Below are 16,176 nucleotides of genomic sequence, written 5' to 3'. Positions count from 1 at the left end.
TATCGATCTGATCGAAAGCGCGAGCGGAACCGCCATAAACTTCGGCGCAAACACGGGTCAATGCAGCTGTCAGAGTAGTCTTACCATGGTCAACGTGACCAATGGTGCCTACGTTCAGGTGCGGTTTACTACGTTCAAATTTTTCTTTTGCCACGGTTGATAACCTCTTTAATTAGCTTAGGTTCAAGTTAGCCTTGCTTCTTGATGATTGCTTCGGCGATGTTCGTGGGTGCCTCGGCGTATTTCGAAAACTCCATGGAGTAGCTCGCACGTCCCTGGGACATGGAGCGTACATCCGTGGCGTAACCGAACATCTCACCAAGCGGAACCTCAGCGCGGATCACTTTACCGGAAGGAGAGTCTTCCATACCTTGTACCAGACCGCGACGACGGTTCAAGTCGCCCATTACGTCACCCATATAATCCTCAGGGGTGACCACTTCGACTTTCATCATCGGCTCAAGCAATACGGCGCCACCCTTCTGGGCCAACTGCTTGGTAGCCATCGAAGCAGCGATCTTGAATGCCATCTCGTTCGAGTCGACATCATGATAGGAACCGTCATAAACGGTTGCCTTAAGGCCAAGCAGCGGATAGCCGGCGAGAACGCCGTTCTGCATCTGCTCCTCGATACCCTTCTGGATAGCCGGGATGTATTCACGCGGAACCACACCACCGACGATTTCGTTAACAAACACCAGCTTCTCTTCAGACCGATCACAGGGCTCAAAGCGCACCCATACGTGACCGTACTGACCTCGACCGCCAGACTGACGAACGAATTTCCCTTCGATTTCGCACTTATTGCGGATCGCTTCTCGATAAGCAACTTGCGGCTTACCGATGTTGGCTTCGACGCTAAACTCGCGTTTCATGCGATCAACAAGAATATCCAGGTGCAACTCACCCATACCCGAGATAATCGTTTGGCCCGACTCTTCATCAGTACGCACACGGAAGGATGGATCCTCCTGCGCAAGCTTACCTAGAGCCACGCCCATCTTCTCTTGGTCAGCCTTGGTCTTGGGCTCGACAGCAACCGAGATAACCGGCTCAGGGAACTCCATGCGCTCGAGAATGATCGGCTTGTCCTGGGAGCACAGCGTATCTCCCGTAGTGACATCTTTCATGCCGATCAATGCAGCGATATCGCCAGCACGAACCTCCTTGATCTCTTCACGGGCGTTGGCATGCATCTGAACCATGCGACCAACTCGCTCCTTCTTGCCCTTGACCGAGTTAAGCACCGCATCACCAGACGTCAAAACACCTGAGTAGACCCGAGCGAAAGTCAAAGTACCAACAAAGGGATCAGTTGCAATCTTGAAAGCCAAGGCAGCAAAGGGCTCATCATCATCCGCATGACGCTCATCGACTTTCTCTTCATCGTCAGGATGAACACCCTTGATGGCCACCACCTGATCGGGCGCTGGCAGATAGTCAATAACTGCATCCAGAACCAGGGGAACACCCTTGTTCTTGAACGATGAACCGCAGACCGCTGGCACAATTTCGCATGCCAGCGTGCGCTGACGCAGACCCGCCTTGATCTCTTCGGGCGTTAACTCAACCCCCTCAAGATACTTATTCATAAGCTCTTCGTTAGCCTCGGCAGCAGCCTCGACCATTTGCTCACGATAAGCCGCAGCCTGCTCGACCAGCTCGGCAGGAATCTCCTCCTCACGGAAGGTCATTCCACTGTCATCAGCATTCCAGTAAATCGCCTTCATGCGCAGCAGATCTACCTGCCCCTCAAACTCTTCTTCCGCCCCAATCGCCAGCTGAATCGGCACCGGAGTGTGACCCAACCGCCTCTTGATCTGCTCAACCACACGCAGGAAGTTGGCACCCTGGCGATCCATCTTGTTCACGTAAACAATACGCGGAACACCGTATTTGTTGGCTTGACGCCACACGGTTTCAGACTGGGGTTCGACACCAGAGGTACCACAGAAAACGACGACAGCACCATCAAGCACGCGCAAAGAGCGCTCTACTTCGATAGTGAAGTCAACGTGACCAGGGGTATCAATAATATTGACACGATGCTTGTCGTACTGCTTTTCGGAGCCCTGCCAGAAGGCAGTAGTAGCAGCGGAGGTAATCGTAATCCCCCGCTCCTGCTCCTGGGCCATCCAGTCCATGGTGGCAGCGCCATCATGGACTTCGCCCATCTTGTGGTTCACACCGGTATAAAACAAAATCCGTTCCGTGGTCGTGGTCTTGCCCGCATCGACGTGCGCACAGATACCAATATTCCGGTACAGATTAATCGGAGTTGTACGAGCCACAATAATCTCCTGAGCCGTTTAGAAACGGTAGTGAGAGAACGCCTTGTTGGCTTCAGCCATGCGGTGCACGTCTTCACGCTTCTTAACAGCGGCACCCTTGCCTTCGGAAGCATCAACCAGCTCACCAGCCAAGCGCAGAGCCATTGACTTCTCGCCACGCTTACGGGCAGCGTCTACCAACCAGCGCATTGCCAATGCATTGCGACGGGAGGGACGCACTTCAACCGGAACCTGATAGGTGGCACCACCTACACGGCGAGATTTTACTTCCACGAGCGGAGCAATGGCATCCAGCGCCTTCTCGAACAGCTCAACGGGCTCCTCGGTCTTGGTGCGCTCTTTTACCTTGTCCAGCGCGCCGTACACGATGCGCTCTGCGGTGGATTTTTTGCCACTTTCCATTACGTGGTTCATGAATTTCGCGAGAATCTGACTGCCATACTTAGGTTCTGGCAGAATCTCACGTTTTGCTGCTACGCGACGTCTTGGCATGATAAGCCCTCAAACGGTCTTCAGGTTAGCCCAGGATCATAACCATTCGGTTACGCCTGACCTTACTCTTATCGACTCAGGTAAATGAATTCAGTATTACTTAGGACGCTTGGCGCCATATTTAGAACGACCCTGCCGACGATCTTTAACACCTGAGGTGTCCAAAGAACCGCGAACAGTGTGGTAACGCACACCTGGCAAATCTTTTACACGACCGCCGCGAATCAGAACGACGCTGTGCTCTTGCAGGTTGTGACCTTCACCACCGATATAGGATGAAACTTCGTAGCCATTGGTCAAACGAACACGGCAGACTTTACGCAGAGCCGAGTTCGGCTTCTTTGGCGTAGTGGTATACACGCGAGTGCAAACACCACGACGCTGCGGGCAGTTCTGCAGCGCCGGCACGTCGCTCTTCTCAGCGACACGCTTACGCGGCTTACGAACCAGCTGGTTAATTGTTGCCATCTAGCAAAACTCCACTGATGTCTTAGGACATAGTTAATAAAAAATGGCAGGACTTGTCGCCCCGCCAATTTTAGGGGTACGGAATTCTATAGACACCGACCCCGATCGTCAAGGAGCCCAACCCCGAAGGGCCGGGCGACCTGTCAGTTTCCGCTCGAATTAAGCGCGTCGGACAGAGCCTGCTCTACTTCGCTGGCACTGACCTTGACCGGCTTGTCGGCCATCTTCTGGCGCTTGCGCTCAGCGTGATAAGCCAAACCGGTACCCGCAGGAATCAAACGACCTACGACGACGTTCTCTTTCAGGCCGCGCAAGTGATCGCGCTTACCGGTAACGGCAGCCTCGGTCAGTACCCGCGTGGTTTCCTGGAAGGACGCAGCCGATATAAACGATTCGGTCGACAGAGATGCCTTGGTGATACCCAACAATACGCGCTCGTACTTGGCCGGGAACTTGTCCTGACCTGCCAACTCCGAGTTCGCATCAAGCACGTGAGTCAATTCGACCTGGTCGCCTTTGATAAAGTTGGAGTCGCCAGACTCGCTAATCTCAACCTTACGCAACATCTGACGAAGCGTCGTTTCGATGTGCTTGTCGTTGATCTTCACGCCCTGCAGGCGATAAACGTCCTGAATTTCGTTAACGATATACTTGGCCAGCGCACTGACGCCCAGCAGACGCAAGATGTCATGCGGGTTGCTCGGACCATCGGAAATAACCTCACCCTTGGTAACCTGCTCACCTTCAAACACGTTCAGGTGGCGCCACTTCGGAATCAGCTCTTCGTAAGGATCGCTGCCATCGGTCGGTGTAATAACCAGACGACGCTTACCTTTGGTCTCCTTGCCGAAGGAAATCGTACCGCTGATTTCCGCCAGGATGGACGGCTCTTTCGGACGACGCGCTTCAAACAAGTCAGCAACACGTGGCAGACCACCGGTGATATCACGGGTCTTCGACGTTTCCTGCGGGATACGTGCAACAACGTCACCCACGTTCACCTTGGCACCATCGGTCAGATTGACCAGTGCGTTGGCTGGCAGGAAATACTGAGCAGGTACATCAGTACCCGGCAGCATCAGCTCCTTGCCATTGTCATCAACCAGCTTGACCGCCGGACGGATGTCTTTACCCGATGCCGGGCGATCCTTCGCATCCAGAACTTCAATATTGGTCAAACCGGTCAACTCATCAGCCTGACGCTTGATGGTGATACCTTCGTCCATACCAAAGAAGGCCACGGTACCGGTAATTTCGGTAACGATGGGGTGAGTGTGCGGATCCCACTTGGCAACCACGCGACCGGCATCAACCTTGTCGCCTTCCTTGATGGAAATAACGGCACCATAGGGGAGCTTGTAGCGCTCACGCTCACGGCCAAACTCGTCGGCAACAGCCAACTCACCGGAACGAGATACCGCCACCAGGGCTCCGTCTGCGCGCTCAACATGCTTCAGGTTGTGCAGGCGAATAGTACCGCCATTCTTCACTTGAACGCTGTCAGCAGCAGAGGTCCGGCTAGCCGCACCACCGATGTGGAAGGTACGCATGGTCAGCTGGGTACCCGGCTCACCAATCGACTGAGCAGCGATAACACCCACCGCCTCACCGATGTTGATCAAGTGACCACGTGCCAGGTCGCGACCGTAGCAAGTGGCACAAACACCGTAATGCGTGTCACAAGTGATCGGCGAACGCACGATGACTTCGTCAACACTGTTCTTCTCGAGGAACTCAACCCACTGCTCGTCGATCAGAGTGCCAGCGGCAACAATGGTCTCTTCGGTGCCAGGCTTGACTACGTCACGCGCAACAACACGACCCAGAACTCGCTCACCCAGAGGCTCAACGATATCACCGCCTTCAATGTGCGGAGACATCAACAAGCCGTTGTCGGTACCGCAATCAGGCTCGGTAATAACCAGATCCTGCGCAACGTCAACCAGACGACGAGTCAGATAACCGGAGTTCGCGGTCTTCAGTGCGGTATCAGCCAGACCCTTACGAGCACCGTGAGTAGAGATGAAGTACTGGAGTACGTTCAAACCTTCACGGAAGTTCGCAGTAATAGGCGTTTCGATGATCGAGCCATCCGGCTTGGCCATCAAACCACGCATACCAGCCAGCTGACGAATCTGTGCAGCGGAACCCCGAGCACCGGAGTCAGCCATCATATACATGGAGTTAAAGGACTCCTGATCGACCTCCTTGCCATCGCGGTCAAGCACGCGAGTTGACTTGAGGTTATCCATCATCGCCTTGGAAATCTCATCGTTGGCCTTGGACCACAAGTCGATAACCTTGTTGTACTTCTCGCCCTGGGTTACCAGGCCGGAAGCGTACTGATCTTCAATTTCTTTAACTTCTTCAGTCGCCTCATCAATGATGCGCGCCTTCTCGTCAGGAATGACGAAGTCGTTCACACCAATGGACGCGCCCGAGATAGTCGAGTAGGCGAAACCTGTGTACATCAACTGGTCAGCGAAGATAACGGTTTCTTTCAAACCGACCACGCGATAGCACTGGTTGATCAGCTTGGAAATCGCCTTTTTCTTCAGCGGCTGATCGACCATTTCGTAGGGCAAGCCCTTCGGCAGGATCTGGAACAACAACGCACGACCAACGGTGGTATCAACGATACGCGTTTCGGTGGTCCAGCTTTCGTCTTTGTGCTTGACGGTCTCGGTGATACGCACCTTGACCAGCGCATGCAGTTCGACCTGGCCGCTGCGATAAGCCATCTCGACTTCATTGACACCGCTGAAACGCATACCTTCGCCTTTGGCGTTGATGCGTGTGCGAGTCATGTAATACAAGCCCAATACCACGTCCTGCGACGGCACAATAATTGGCTCGCCAGAGGCCGGAGACAGGATGTTGTTGGTCGACATCATCAGTGCGCGCGCTTCCAACTGAGCCTCAAGGGTCAGTGGAACGTGCACAGCCATTTGGTCACCGTCAAAGTCGGCGTTATAGGCGGCACAGACCAACGGGTGCAGCTGAATCGCTTTACCTTCAATCAGAACCGGCTCAAACGCCTGAATGCCAAGACGGTGCAGGGTTGGTGCACGGTTCAGCAGCACGGGGTGCTCGCGGATAACTTCAGCGAGGATGTCCCATACTTCTGGCAGTTCGCGCTCGACCATTTTCTTGGCGGCTTTGATAGTGGTAGCCAGACCACGGTGCTCCAGTTTGCCAAAGATGAAAGGCTTGAACAGCTCAAGCGCCATCTTCTTAGGCAGACCGCACTGGTGCAGACGCAGGGTAGGACCGACCACGATCACAGAACGACCGGAGTAGTCTACGCGCTTACCCAGCAGGTTCTGACGGAAGCGACCCTGCTTACCTTTAATCATGTCTGCCAGAGACTTCAGCGGACGCTTGTTGGTACCCGTAATGGCACGACCACGACGACCGTTGTCCAGCAGCGCGTCAACCGACTCCTGCAGCATACGCTTCTCGTTCCGCACGATAATATCGGGCGCAGACAAGTCCAGCAGACGCTTCAGACGGTTGTTACGGTTGATAACACGGCGATACAGATCGTTCAGATCCGAGGTCGCGAAGCGGCCACCGTCCAGCGGTACCAGCGGACGCAGATCCGGCGGCAAAACTGGCAATACGGTCATGACCATCCACTCTGGCTTGTTGCCGGAGCCATCAAAGGCTTCCATCAACTTCAGACGCTTGGACAGCTTCTTGATTTTGGTCTCGGAGGTGGTCTGCGGAATTTCTTCGCGCAATTTGCCAATCTCGTGAGCGAGATCCATCGCGGTCAGCAGTTCATAAACAGCCTCGGCGCCCATGCGAGCGTCGAAATCATCACCGAACTCTTCCAGCGCTTCGAAATACTGCTCATCGTTCAGCAACTGACCCTTGTCCAGGGTAGTCATGCCCGGCTCGATAACCACGTAGCTCTCGAAATAAAGTACGCGCTCGATATCACGCAGGGTCATATCCAGCAGCAGGCCGATACGTGACGGCAGCGATTTCAGGAACCAGATGTGCGCCACAGGTGAGGCCAGTTCAATGTGCCCCATGCGCTCACGACGAACCTTGGCCAGTGCGACTTCAACGCCACACTTTTCACAGATCACACCGCGATGCTTAAGACGCTTGTACTTGCCGCACAGGCATTCGTAGTCTTTAACTGGGCCAAAAATCTTGGCACAAAACAGACCGTCCCGCTCCGGTTTAAAGGTGCGGTAATTGATGGTTTCCGGCTTTTTAACTTCGCCGTAGGACCAGGACCGGATCATTTCCGGAGACGCCAAGCCGATTCGAATGGAATCGAACTCTTCAATCTGTCCCTGGGACTTAAGCAGGTTCAATAAGTCTTTCAAGGCCTATACTCCTCGCAGTGTCTCAAGGGCGGCGACGTTACGCCGCCCGAGACGTGGGCAGTTGGTGGTTAATCAGATTCCAGTTCGATATCGATACCGAGCGAACGAATTTCCTTGACCAATACGTTGAAGGATTCAGGCATGCCCGCCTCCATACGATGATCGCCATCCACGATGTTTTTATACATCTTGGTACGGCCGTTCACGTCGTCCGACTTCACGGTCAGCATTTCCTGCAGGGTGTAGGCGGCACCATAAGCTTCAAGTGCCCAAACCTCCATCTCACCAAAGCGCTGCCCACCAAACTGCGCCTTACCACCCAACGGCTGCTGGGTAACCAGGCTGTAAGAACCGGTTGAACGCGCGTGCATCTTGTCATCAACCAAGTGGTTCAGCTTGAGCATGTACATATAACCAACGGTCACCGGGCGATCGAAGCAATTGCCGGTACGACCGTCCCACAACCTCATCTGACCGCTATCCGGCAAATCAGCGAGACGCAGCATGTGCTTGATCTCGGTCTCAGCCGCGCCATCAAATACTGCGGTAGCCATAGGTACGCCACCACGCAGGTTATTGGCCAGTTCGATGATTTCCTGATCGCTCAGACTGTCCAGATTCTCCTGACGACCGCCAACCTGGTTATAGACCTCATCCAGGAACTTGCGCAGGTCAGCAATCTTACGCTGCTCTTCGAGCATACGATTGATCTTTTCGCCCAGCCCCTTGGCCGCGAGGCCCAGGTGGGTTTCCAGAATCTGACCAACGTTCATACGTGATGGAACGCCCAGCGGATTCAAGACGATATCGACAGGGGTGCCGTTCTCATCGTGCGGCATGTCTTCGATCGGCATGATCACGGAGATAACACCCTTGTTACCGTGACGACCGGCCATCTTGTCACCAGGCTGGATGCGACGCTTGATTGCCAGGTAAACCTTAACAATCTTGAGTACACCCGGCGCCAGGTCATCGCCCTGCTGCAACTTGCGCTTCTTATCTTCAAACTTCTCATCAAGCAGCTTGCGACGGTCAACCAGATAACCCTGGGCTCGCTCCAACTGCTCGTTGAGTGCGTCTTCGGTCATACGCAACTTGAACCACTGACCACGCTCGATACCGCCCAGAATCTCGGCGTTTAGCACAGCGCCTTTCTTCAAGCCAGCACCGCCTTCGACGGTCTGACCGTCAAGGGCTGCAGCCAAACGCTCGAAGGTAGCGGTTTCAACGATACGGAACTCTTCCTGCAGATCCTTACGGATCTCATCAAGCTGTTCCTTCTCGATAGCCAGTGCGCGTGTATCACGCTCTACACCGTCGCGAATAAAGACCTGAACGTCGATAACGGTACCCTTGGTGCCAGTGGGCACACGCAGGGAGGTGTCCTTAACATCGGACGCCTTCTCACCGAAGATCGCACGCAACAGCTTCTCTTCTGGCGTCAGCTGGGTTTCGCCCTTAGGAGTAACCTTACCGACCAGAATGTCACCAGGCCCCACCTCAGCACCAACATAGACAATGCCGGCCTCATCCAACTTACCTAGCGCGGCTTCGCCAACGTTGGGAATATCAGAAGAAATCTCTTCCGGCCCCAGCTTGGTATCGCGCGACACACAGGTGAGTTCCTGAATGTGGATAGTAGTAAAACGATCTTCCTGCACAACACGCTCGGAGACCAGGATCGAGTCTTCGAAGTTGTAGCCATTCCAGGGCATGAACGCTACGCGCATATTCTGACCTAGCGCCAACTCGCCCATATCGACAGAAGAGCCGTCAGCCAGAATATCCTTGGCCGCAACCTTATCGCCCTTCTTCACCAATGGACGCTGGTTAATACAGGTATTCTGGTTGGAGCGGGTGTATTTGGTCAGGGTGTAGATATCCACACCTGCTTCACCGGATTCAACTTCGTCATCGTTGACGCGAACCACAACGCGACTGGCGTCAACCGAGTCGATCACACCACCACGGCGCGCGGTTACACAGACACCGGAGTCACGTGCAACGTTACGCTCCATGCCGGTTCCCACCAGCGGCTTCTCAGCACGCAGAGTTGGAACAGCCTGACGCTGCATGTTGGAACCCATGAGTGCGCGGTTGGCGTCATCGTGCTCCAGGAACGGAATCAAAGACGCAGCGACCGACACCACCTGGCGCGGCGAAACGTCCATCAAGGTCACTTCATGCGGCGCCTTAACGGTGAATTCGTTCATGTGACGCACAGCCACCAGATCGTCAGTCAGCTGACCGTCTTCAACCTTGGCGCTGGCCTGGGCGATAACGTGATCGGCTTCTTCAATCGCTGACAGGAATACGATCTCGTCAGTGACGACAGCATTCTTAACGCGACGATATGGGCTCTCAAGGAAACCATACTGGTTGGTACGCGCATAGGTTGCCAGCGAGTTGATCAAACCAATGTTCGGGCCTTCTGGCGTTTCGATTGGACATACACGACCGTAGTGGGTCGGGTGTACGTCACGTACTTCAAAGCCAGCACGCTCACGGGTCAGACCGCCCGGCCCAAGCGCAGACACACGGCGCTTGTGGGTAATCTCGGACAGCGGGTTGTTCTGGTCCATGAACTGGGACAGCTGGCTGGAACCGAAGAACTCTTTCACCGCCGCCGCAACCGGCTTGGCGTTGATCAGATCCTGCGGCATCAGGCCTTCGCTTTCGGCCATGGACAGACGCTCTTTAACCGCGCGCTCAACCCGGACCAGACCAACACGGAACTGGTTTTCGGCCATCTCACCGACGGAACGAATACGGCGGTTACCCAGGTGATCGATATCATCCACGACGCCTTTGCCGTTACGGATATCAACCAGGGTCTTGAGCACCTCAATGATGTCTTCCTTGCTCAATACGCCAGCGCCTTCGATCTCTTCACGACCAATGCGGCGATTGAACTTCATGCGACCAACCGCAGACAGATCGTAACGGTCGCTGCTGAAGAACAGATTAGAGAACAGCGTCTCGGCGGCATCCTTGGTTGGCGGCTCGCCAGGACGCATCATCCGATAAATCTCAACCAAGGCTTCGAGCTGGGTAGTGGTGTTATCGATACGCAGGGTATCGGACACGAACGGACCACAATCGATATCGTTGGTATACAGGGTCTCAATGCGAGTGATCTGCGACTTGGCCAGTTTCAGCACCAGATCAGCAGTCACCTCAACGTTGGCCTCAACCAGGATCTCGCCAGTCGCCGGATGCACGATCGGCTTGGCAATGGCGCGCCCGATGATGTAATCGAAAGGCACTTCCAGGCTGGTGATACCTGCCTTCTCCAACTGGCTGATGTGACGTGCGGTAACACGACGACCTTTCTCTACGATCACCTTGCCCTTGCCATCTTTGATGTCAAAGGTGGCGATCTCGCCACGCAGACGCTGCGGCACCAGTTCGAGCATCAGGTTTTCGCCATGCACGGCGAAAACGTTGGTGTCATAGAAGATGTCGAGAATTTCTTCGGTGTGGTAACCCAGAGCACGCAACAACACGCTTGCCGGCAGCTTACGACGACGGTCGATACGGACGAATACGCAGTCCTTTGGATCAAATTCGAAGTCTAGCCAAGAGCCGCGGTAAGGAATCACGCGGGCAGAGTAAAGCAGCTTGCCGGAGCTGTGCGTCTTGCCACGGTCGTGATCAAAGAACACGCCCGGACTACGGTGTAGCTGAGATACGATAACCCGTTCAGTACCGTTGATTACAAAGGTACCGTTTTCGGTCATCAGGGGGATTTCCCCCATATAAACTTCCTGCTCCTTGATGTCCTTGATCGCCTTGTTGGACGATTCACGATCAAAGATGATCAGGCGCACTTTTACGCGCAGCGGCACCGCATAGGTAACCCCGCGCAAAACGCATTCCTTGACGTCGAACGCCGGGTCGCCAAGGCGGTAACCGACATATTCCAGCGCCGCATTACCCGAATAGCTGATAATGGGGAAGACAGATTTGAAGGCCGCGTGCAGACCGATATCACGAACCTGCCCTTTATTTGACTCGGCTTGCAGGAATTCCCGATAGGAATCCAGCTGAATAGCCAGCAAATAGGGCACATCCATCACATGCGGCAGTTTGCCAAAGTCCTTGCGGATACGTTTTTTCTCAGTATATGAGTAAGCCATCAGCGTTCCCCAGCTTGGTCACCTGCTTGATTGGCCTTCCCGCGCAGCGGGAAAACCTGAAAATGCGTGCAAGCCCTAAGTCTTGCCCACTCGCTTGAGTGCTACCGTTGCCCGCCGGCACGGCGGGATACAACGGAAAAAGGCCGGTGGCACACAGGCCACCAGCCATCAATCTGACCGTTGAAATCAGATTGTCGACGCAAGGTCGGGCGAGCTTACTTGAGCTCGACCTTGGCGCCAGCTTCTTCCAGAGTCTTCTTGGCAGCTTCTGCCTCGTCCTTGGAAGCAGCTTCCTTGATGGTGCCAGGAGCGCCGTCAACCAGTGCCTTGGCTTCTTTCAGGCCAAGACCTGTCAGTTCGCGTACAGCCTTGATGACGTTAACTTTCTTCTCGCCAGTTTCCAGCAGAACAACGTCAAACTCGGTCTGCTCTTCAGCAGCAGCCGGGCCAGCAGCCGGGCCAGCAGCAACAGCAGCGGCAGCAGATACGCCGAACTTCTCTTCCATAGCGGAGATCAGTTCTACAACCTGCATAACGGACATTTCGGATACGGCGTTGATGATATCTTCGTTGGTCAGAGCCATGACTCTAAATTCCTGTATTGGGGGACGGCTGTTGCCGTCAAAACATTAAAAGCGTGAAAAGCAAGCGAGGCGCCTATCAGGCAGCTTCGGCTTCCTTCTGATCGCGGACAGCGGCCAAAGTACGAACGAACTTGCTGGTTGCGCCCTGGATGACACTCATCAGCTGACTGATGGCCTCGTCGTAGGTCGGCAAAGTTGCCAGCTTGTCGATTTCACTTGCTGCAAGGAAGTTGCCTTCAAACGCAGCTGCTTTGATCTCAAACTTGTCCTGACCCTTGGCGAACTCTTTGAACAGACGGGCGGCAGCGCCCGGATGCTCGTTGGAGAATGCAATCAGGGTAGGACCCACAAAGGTTTCATTCAGGCATGTGTAATTAGTGCCTTCAATAGCGCGACGCAGCAGAGTGTTACGTACAACACGTACGTAAACACCAGCTTCGCGAGCTTCTTTGCGGAGACCAGTCATAGCAGCAACGCTTACACCGCGGGCATCAGCCACAACGGCAGACAGCGCACCTTTGGCAGCTTCGTTGACTTCAGCGACGATGGCCTTTTTGTCTTCGAGCTTAATTGCCACGGGTTTTACTCCTGGATTTACCATTGACCACCCTCGCGGGCGGTGTGTTTTGGTGTCAGATCCAGCCTGCACTGAATCGGGAGCACCATCTGCGTAGGCTTACTTGTTTAAGGCTTACGCCGCCTACGGTCTTGGACGGCCCCCGCCAGGCAGGGACCCCAATAAGTTGGCGTAGCGCTATCGCACTACGCCGATAGATCAAACGTCCAGAGAAGCCTGGTCAATCTGCACACCCGGGCCCATAGTGGTGCTCAGGGTGACACGCTTCAGATAAACGCCTTTAGAAGTAGATGGCTTGGCCTTTTTCAGGTCAGCCAGCAGAGCTTCAACGTTCTCTTTCAACTTAACCGCATCGAATCCAACCTTGCCGATTGAGCAATGGATGATGCCGTTCTTGTCGGTACGATAACGAACCTGACCGGCCTTGGCGTTCTTGACAGCAGTACCCACGTCAGCAGAAACAGTACCTACTTTAGGGTTAGGCATCAGACCGCGCGGACCAAGCAACTGACCCAACTGACCGACAACACGCATCGCATCCGGGGAAGCGATAACGACGTCATAGTTCAGGTCGCCAGCTTTCATTTCTGCAGCCAGGTCATCCATACCGACCTTGTCTGCACCAGCAGCCAAAGCCGCCTCAGCGTTAGCGCCCTGAGTGAACACGGCAACGCGAACTGTCTTGCCAGTACCGTGCGGCAGCAAGGTAGCACCACGAACAACCTGATCAGACTTACGTGGATCAACGCCCAGATTCACAGAAACGTCGAAAGACTCAACGAACTTAACAGCGGACACTTCAGCCAGAACTGCAGCGGCATCTTCGAAGCCGTAGACTTTATTAGCCTGTACTTTCTCGCTGATTGCCTTTTGGCGCTTAGTCAACTTAGCCATTACAAACCCTCCACGTTAAGGCCCATGCTGCGAGCGGAACCAGCGATGGTACGCAGTGCAGCTTCCATATCAGCAGCGGTCAGATCAGCCTGCTTGGCGTTAACGATCTCTTCCAGCTGAGCGCGGGTAACAGTACCCACTTTCTGGCTATTGGGACGAGCAGAGCCGCTCTTCAGGCCAGCGGCCTTCTTCAGCAGAACCGCGGCGGGCGTGCTTTTGGTTTCAAATGTAAAGCTACGGTCACTGTAAACAGTGATAATCACGGGGGTTGGCAGACCTGGCTCAATGCCTTGGGTCTTGGCGTTGAACGCCTTGCAGAACTCCATGATATTCACACCGTGCTGACCCAGAGCCGGACCTACCGGCGGACTTGGGTTAGCCTGACCGGCCTTGACTTGCAGCTTGATATAAGCCTGAATCTTCTTCGCCATTGTCTTTCTCCAAAGGGTAGTAGCGCCTTGCGGCTTCCCGGTTTAGAAACATTCCCCAACTGACAACAAAACCCCGCATTGCTCAAGGCATTGCAGGGTTCAGGGGATTGAGTGAAATCAGCCTTTTTCGACCTGACCGAAATCGAGCTCCACCGGAGTGGGGCGTCCAAAAATGAGAACCGCCACCTGAACCCGGCTTTTCTCGTAATTAACTTCTTCAACAACACCATTAAAGTCAGCAAACGGACCATCAGTAACCCGTACAACTTCGCCTGGCTCAAACAGAGTCTTAGGCTTGGGCTTGTCAGTACCATCCGCTACGCGACGCAGAATCGTATCCGCTTCTTTGTCGGTAATGGGCGCAGGCTTGTCGGCAGTGCCGCCAATGAAACCAAGTACGCGAGTTGTATCTTTCACCAAGTGCCAGGTGCCTTCGTTCATTTCCATTTGAACCAGCACGTAACCCGGGAAAAACTTACGCTCGCTCTTGCGCTTCTGACCGTTGCGCATCTCCACCACTTCTTCGGTGGGAACTAGAATATCGCCGAATTGGTCTTCCATTCCGGCCAGCTTGACGCGCTCATGCAGAGAGCGCATAACATGCTTTTCGAAGCCCGAATAGGCATGCACTACGTACCATCGCTTAGACACGGAGCACCCTTAACCAATAAACTGAGAAATAATCCAACCCAGAAACGTATCAAGCCCCCACAAAATCAGGGCCATCACTAAAACCACTGCCACAACAATCAAGGTCGTTTGGATGGTTTCAGGCCGGGTCGGCCATACTACTTTGCGTATTTCAATACGCGCTTCTTTCAACAACGCCCAAAATGCTTTTCCTTTGCTCGTTTGCAGGGCAACGAAGCCAGCCACAATACCAAGCACGACCAAAGCAATGGCGCGGTACAAAACAGGCTCAGCAGAAAAGTAGGAGTCTCCGGCTACACCAACGAAGACTAGTAAAGCCACAACAACCCACTTTGGCACATCGAAGCGGTTATCGTGCAGCTCTGCCTTAGTGCTCATGAATCTTAAATCCTGTTTTGGAAGCCAGATAAAAATCTGGCAGGCCAGGAGGGAATCGAACCCCCAACCTGCGGTTTTGGAGACCGCCGCTCTGCCAATTGAGCTACTGGCCTGTAATCGCAGTCGAGCCGGCAATCATACCGGCTCGACAACTCAAGATCAATCCGTAATTACTGGATGATCTTAGCAACAACACCCGCACCTACGGTACGGCCACCTTCACGAATCGCAAAGCGCAGACCGTCTTCCATCGCAATAGGAGCGATCAGAGTGACGTCCAGCTTGACGTTATCGCCAGGCATTACCATCTCGATACCTTCCGGCAATTCGCAGGAACCGGTAACGTCGGTGGTACGGAAGTAGAACTGAGGACGATAGCCTTTGAAGAACGGAGTGTGACGACCGCCTTCGTCTTTACCCAGCACATACACTTCGGCTTCGAAGCGAGTGTGAGGAGTAATAGTGCCCGGCTTGGCCAGAACCTGACCGCGCTCTACGTCTTCACGCTTGGTACCACGCAGCAGAACACCAACGTTCTCACCAGCGCGACCTTCGTCAAGCAGCTTGCGGAACATTTCAACACCAGTACAAACGGTCTTGACGGTATCTTTGATACCAACAATCTCGACTTCTTCACCGACCTTGACGATACCGCGCTCTACACGACCAGTCACAACAGTACCGCGACCAGAGATAGAGAATACGTCTTCGATAGGCATCAGGAACGGCTTGTCAATCGCGCGCTCAGGCTCAGGAATATAAACATCCAGAGTCTCAACCAGCTTCCTGACAGCAGTAGTGCCGATTTCGTTGTCGTCTTTGCCTTCCAATGCCATCAGCGCAGAACCGATGATGATGGGCGTATCATCGCCCGGGAAGTCATAGGCGCTCAGCAAATCACGCACTTCCATCTCTACCAGCTCAAGCA

At 54.1% G+C, this 16,176-nt stretch carries 13 protein-coding genes and 1 tRNA gene; all 14 read right to left on the bottom strand.

Features of this window, described 5'->3' with window-relative positions; all coding sequences use genetic code 11:
• Positions 1-154: GTP-binding protein (locus tag H4J77_RS17805; RefSeq protein WP_259364927.1), on the bottom strand; the 154-nt coding region annotated here is incomplete at its 3' end.
• Positions 155-188: 34 nt separating this feature from the next.
• Entirely contained in the window at positions 189-2,291 is a 2,103-nt protein-coding gene (gene fusA / locus H4J77_RS17800; protein WP_123890124.1) for an elongation factor G, read from the bottom strand.
• Positions 2,292-2,309: 18 nt separating this feature from the next.
• Positions 2,310-2,783, bottom strand: a complete 474-nt coding sequence (gene rpsG, locus H4J77_RS17795) for a 30S ribosomal protein S7 (RefSeq protein ID WP_092287466.1) — start codon at positions 2,781-2,783, stop codon at positions 2,310-2,312.
• Between the two features lie 96 nt (positions 2,784-2,879).
• Positions 2,880-3,251 (bottom strand): 30S ribosomal protein S12, encoded by a 372-nt coding sequence (gene rpsL / locus H4J77_RS17790; protein ID WP_022964798.1) that lies wholly within the window; start codon positions 3,249-3,251, stop codon positions 2,880-2,882.
• Positions 3,252-3,394: 143 nt separating this feature from the next.
• Entirely contained in the window at positions 3,395-7,594 is a 4,200-nt protein-coding gene (rpoC, locus tag H4J77_RS17785; RefSeq protein ID WP_123890122.1) for a DNA-directed RNA polymerase subunit beta', read from the bottom strand.
• A gap of 68 nt (positions 7,595-7,662) precedes the next feature.
• Entirely contained in the window at positions 7,663-11,733 is a 4,071-nt protein-coding gene (gene rpoB, locus H4J77_RS17780; protein WP_123890120.1) for a DNA-directed RNA polymerase subunit beta, read from the bottom strand.
• A gap of 215 nt (positions 11,734-11,948) precedes the next feature.
• Positions 11,949-12,317 (bottom strand): 50S ribosomal protein L7/L12, encoded by a 369-nt coding sequence (gene rplL, locus H4J77_RS17775; protein WP_123890118.1) that lies wholly within the window; start codon positions 12,315-12,317, stop codon positions 11,949-11,951.
• A 76-nt stretch (positions 12,318-12,393) separates the two neighbouring features.
• Positions 12,394-12,894: a 50S ribosomal protein L10 gene (rplJ, locus tag H4J77_RS17770; RefSeq protein WP_182249753.1), complete on the bottom strand. Its 501-nt coding sequence runs from the start codon at positions 12,892-12,894 to the stop codon at positions 12,394-12,396.
• 198 nt (positions 12,895-13,092) lie between these two features.
• On the bottom strand, positions 13,093-13,788 hold the full coding sequence (gene rplA / locus H4J77_RS17765) for a 50S ribosomal protein L1 (RefSeq protein ID WP_182249751.1): 696 nt from the start codon (positions 13,786-13,788) through the stop codon (positions 13,093-13,095).
• Positions 13,788-14,219: a 50S ribosomal protein L11 gene (rplK, locus tag H4J77_RS17760; RefSeq protein ID WP_123890112.1), complete on the bottom strand. Its 432-nt coding sequence runs from the start codon at positions 14,217-14,219 to the stop codon at positions 13,788-13,790. The genes rplA and rplK overlap by 1 nt, the downstream gene beginning before the upstream one ends.
• A gap of 117 nt (positions 14,220-14,336) precedes the next feature.
• On the bottom strand, positions 14,337-14,870 hold the full coding sequence (gene nusG, locus H4J77_RS17755) for a transcription termination/antitermination protein NusG (RefSeq protein ID WP_123890110.1): 534 nt from the start codon (positions 14,868-14,870) through the stop codon (positions 14,337-14,339).
• 9 nt (positions 14,871-14,879) lie between these two features.
• Positions 14,880-15,248 (bottom strand): preprotein translocase subunit SecE, encoded by a 369-nt coding sequence (secE, locus tag H4J77_RS17750; protein WP_123890108.1) that lies wholly within the window; start codon positions 15,246-15,248, stop codon positions 14,880-14,882.
• A 37-nt stretch (positions 15,249-15,285) separates the two neighbouring features.
• Positions 15,286-15,361: transfer RNA gene (locus H4J77_RS17745), tRNA-Trp, on the bottom strand.
• A gap of 57 nt (positions 15,362-15,418) precedes the next feature.
• A partial coding sequence (locus H4J77_RS17740) for an elongation factor Tu (RefSeq protein WP_182249749.1) occupies positions 15,419-16,176 on the bottom strand: 758 nt, incomplete at its 5' end.

Source organism: Pseudomonas sp. 5Ae-yellow (assembly GCF_014077575.1).
GTDB lineage: Bacteria > Pseudomonadota > Gammaproteobacteria > Pseudomonadales > Pseudomonadaceae > Halopseudomonas > Halopseudomonas neustonica.
Note: the sequence above shows the minus strand (reverse complement) of the source record. Positions and strands in the feature narration are given on the sequence as shown.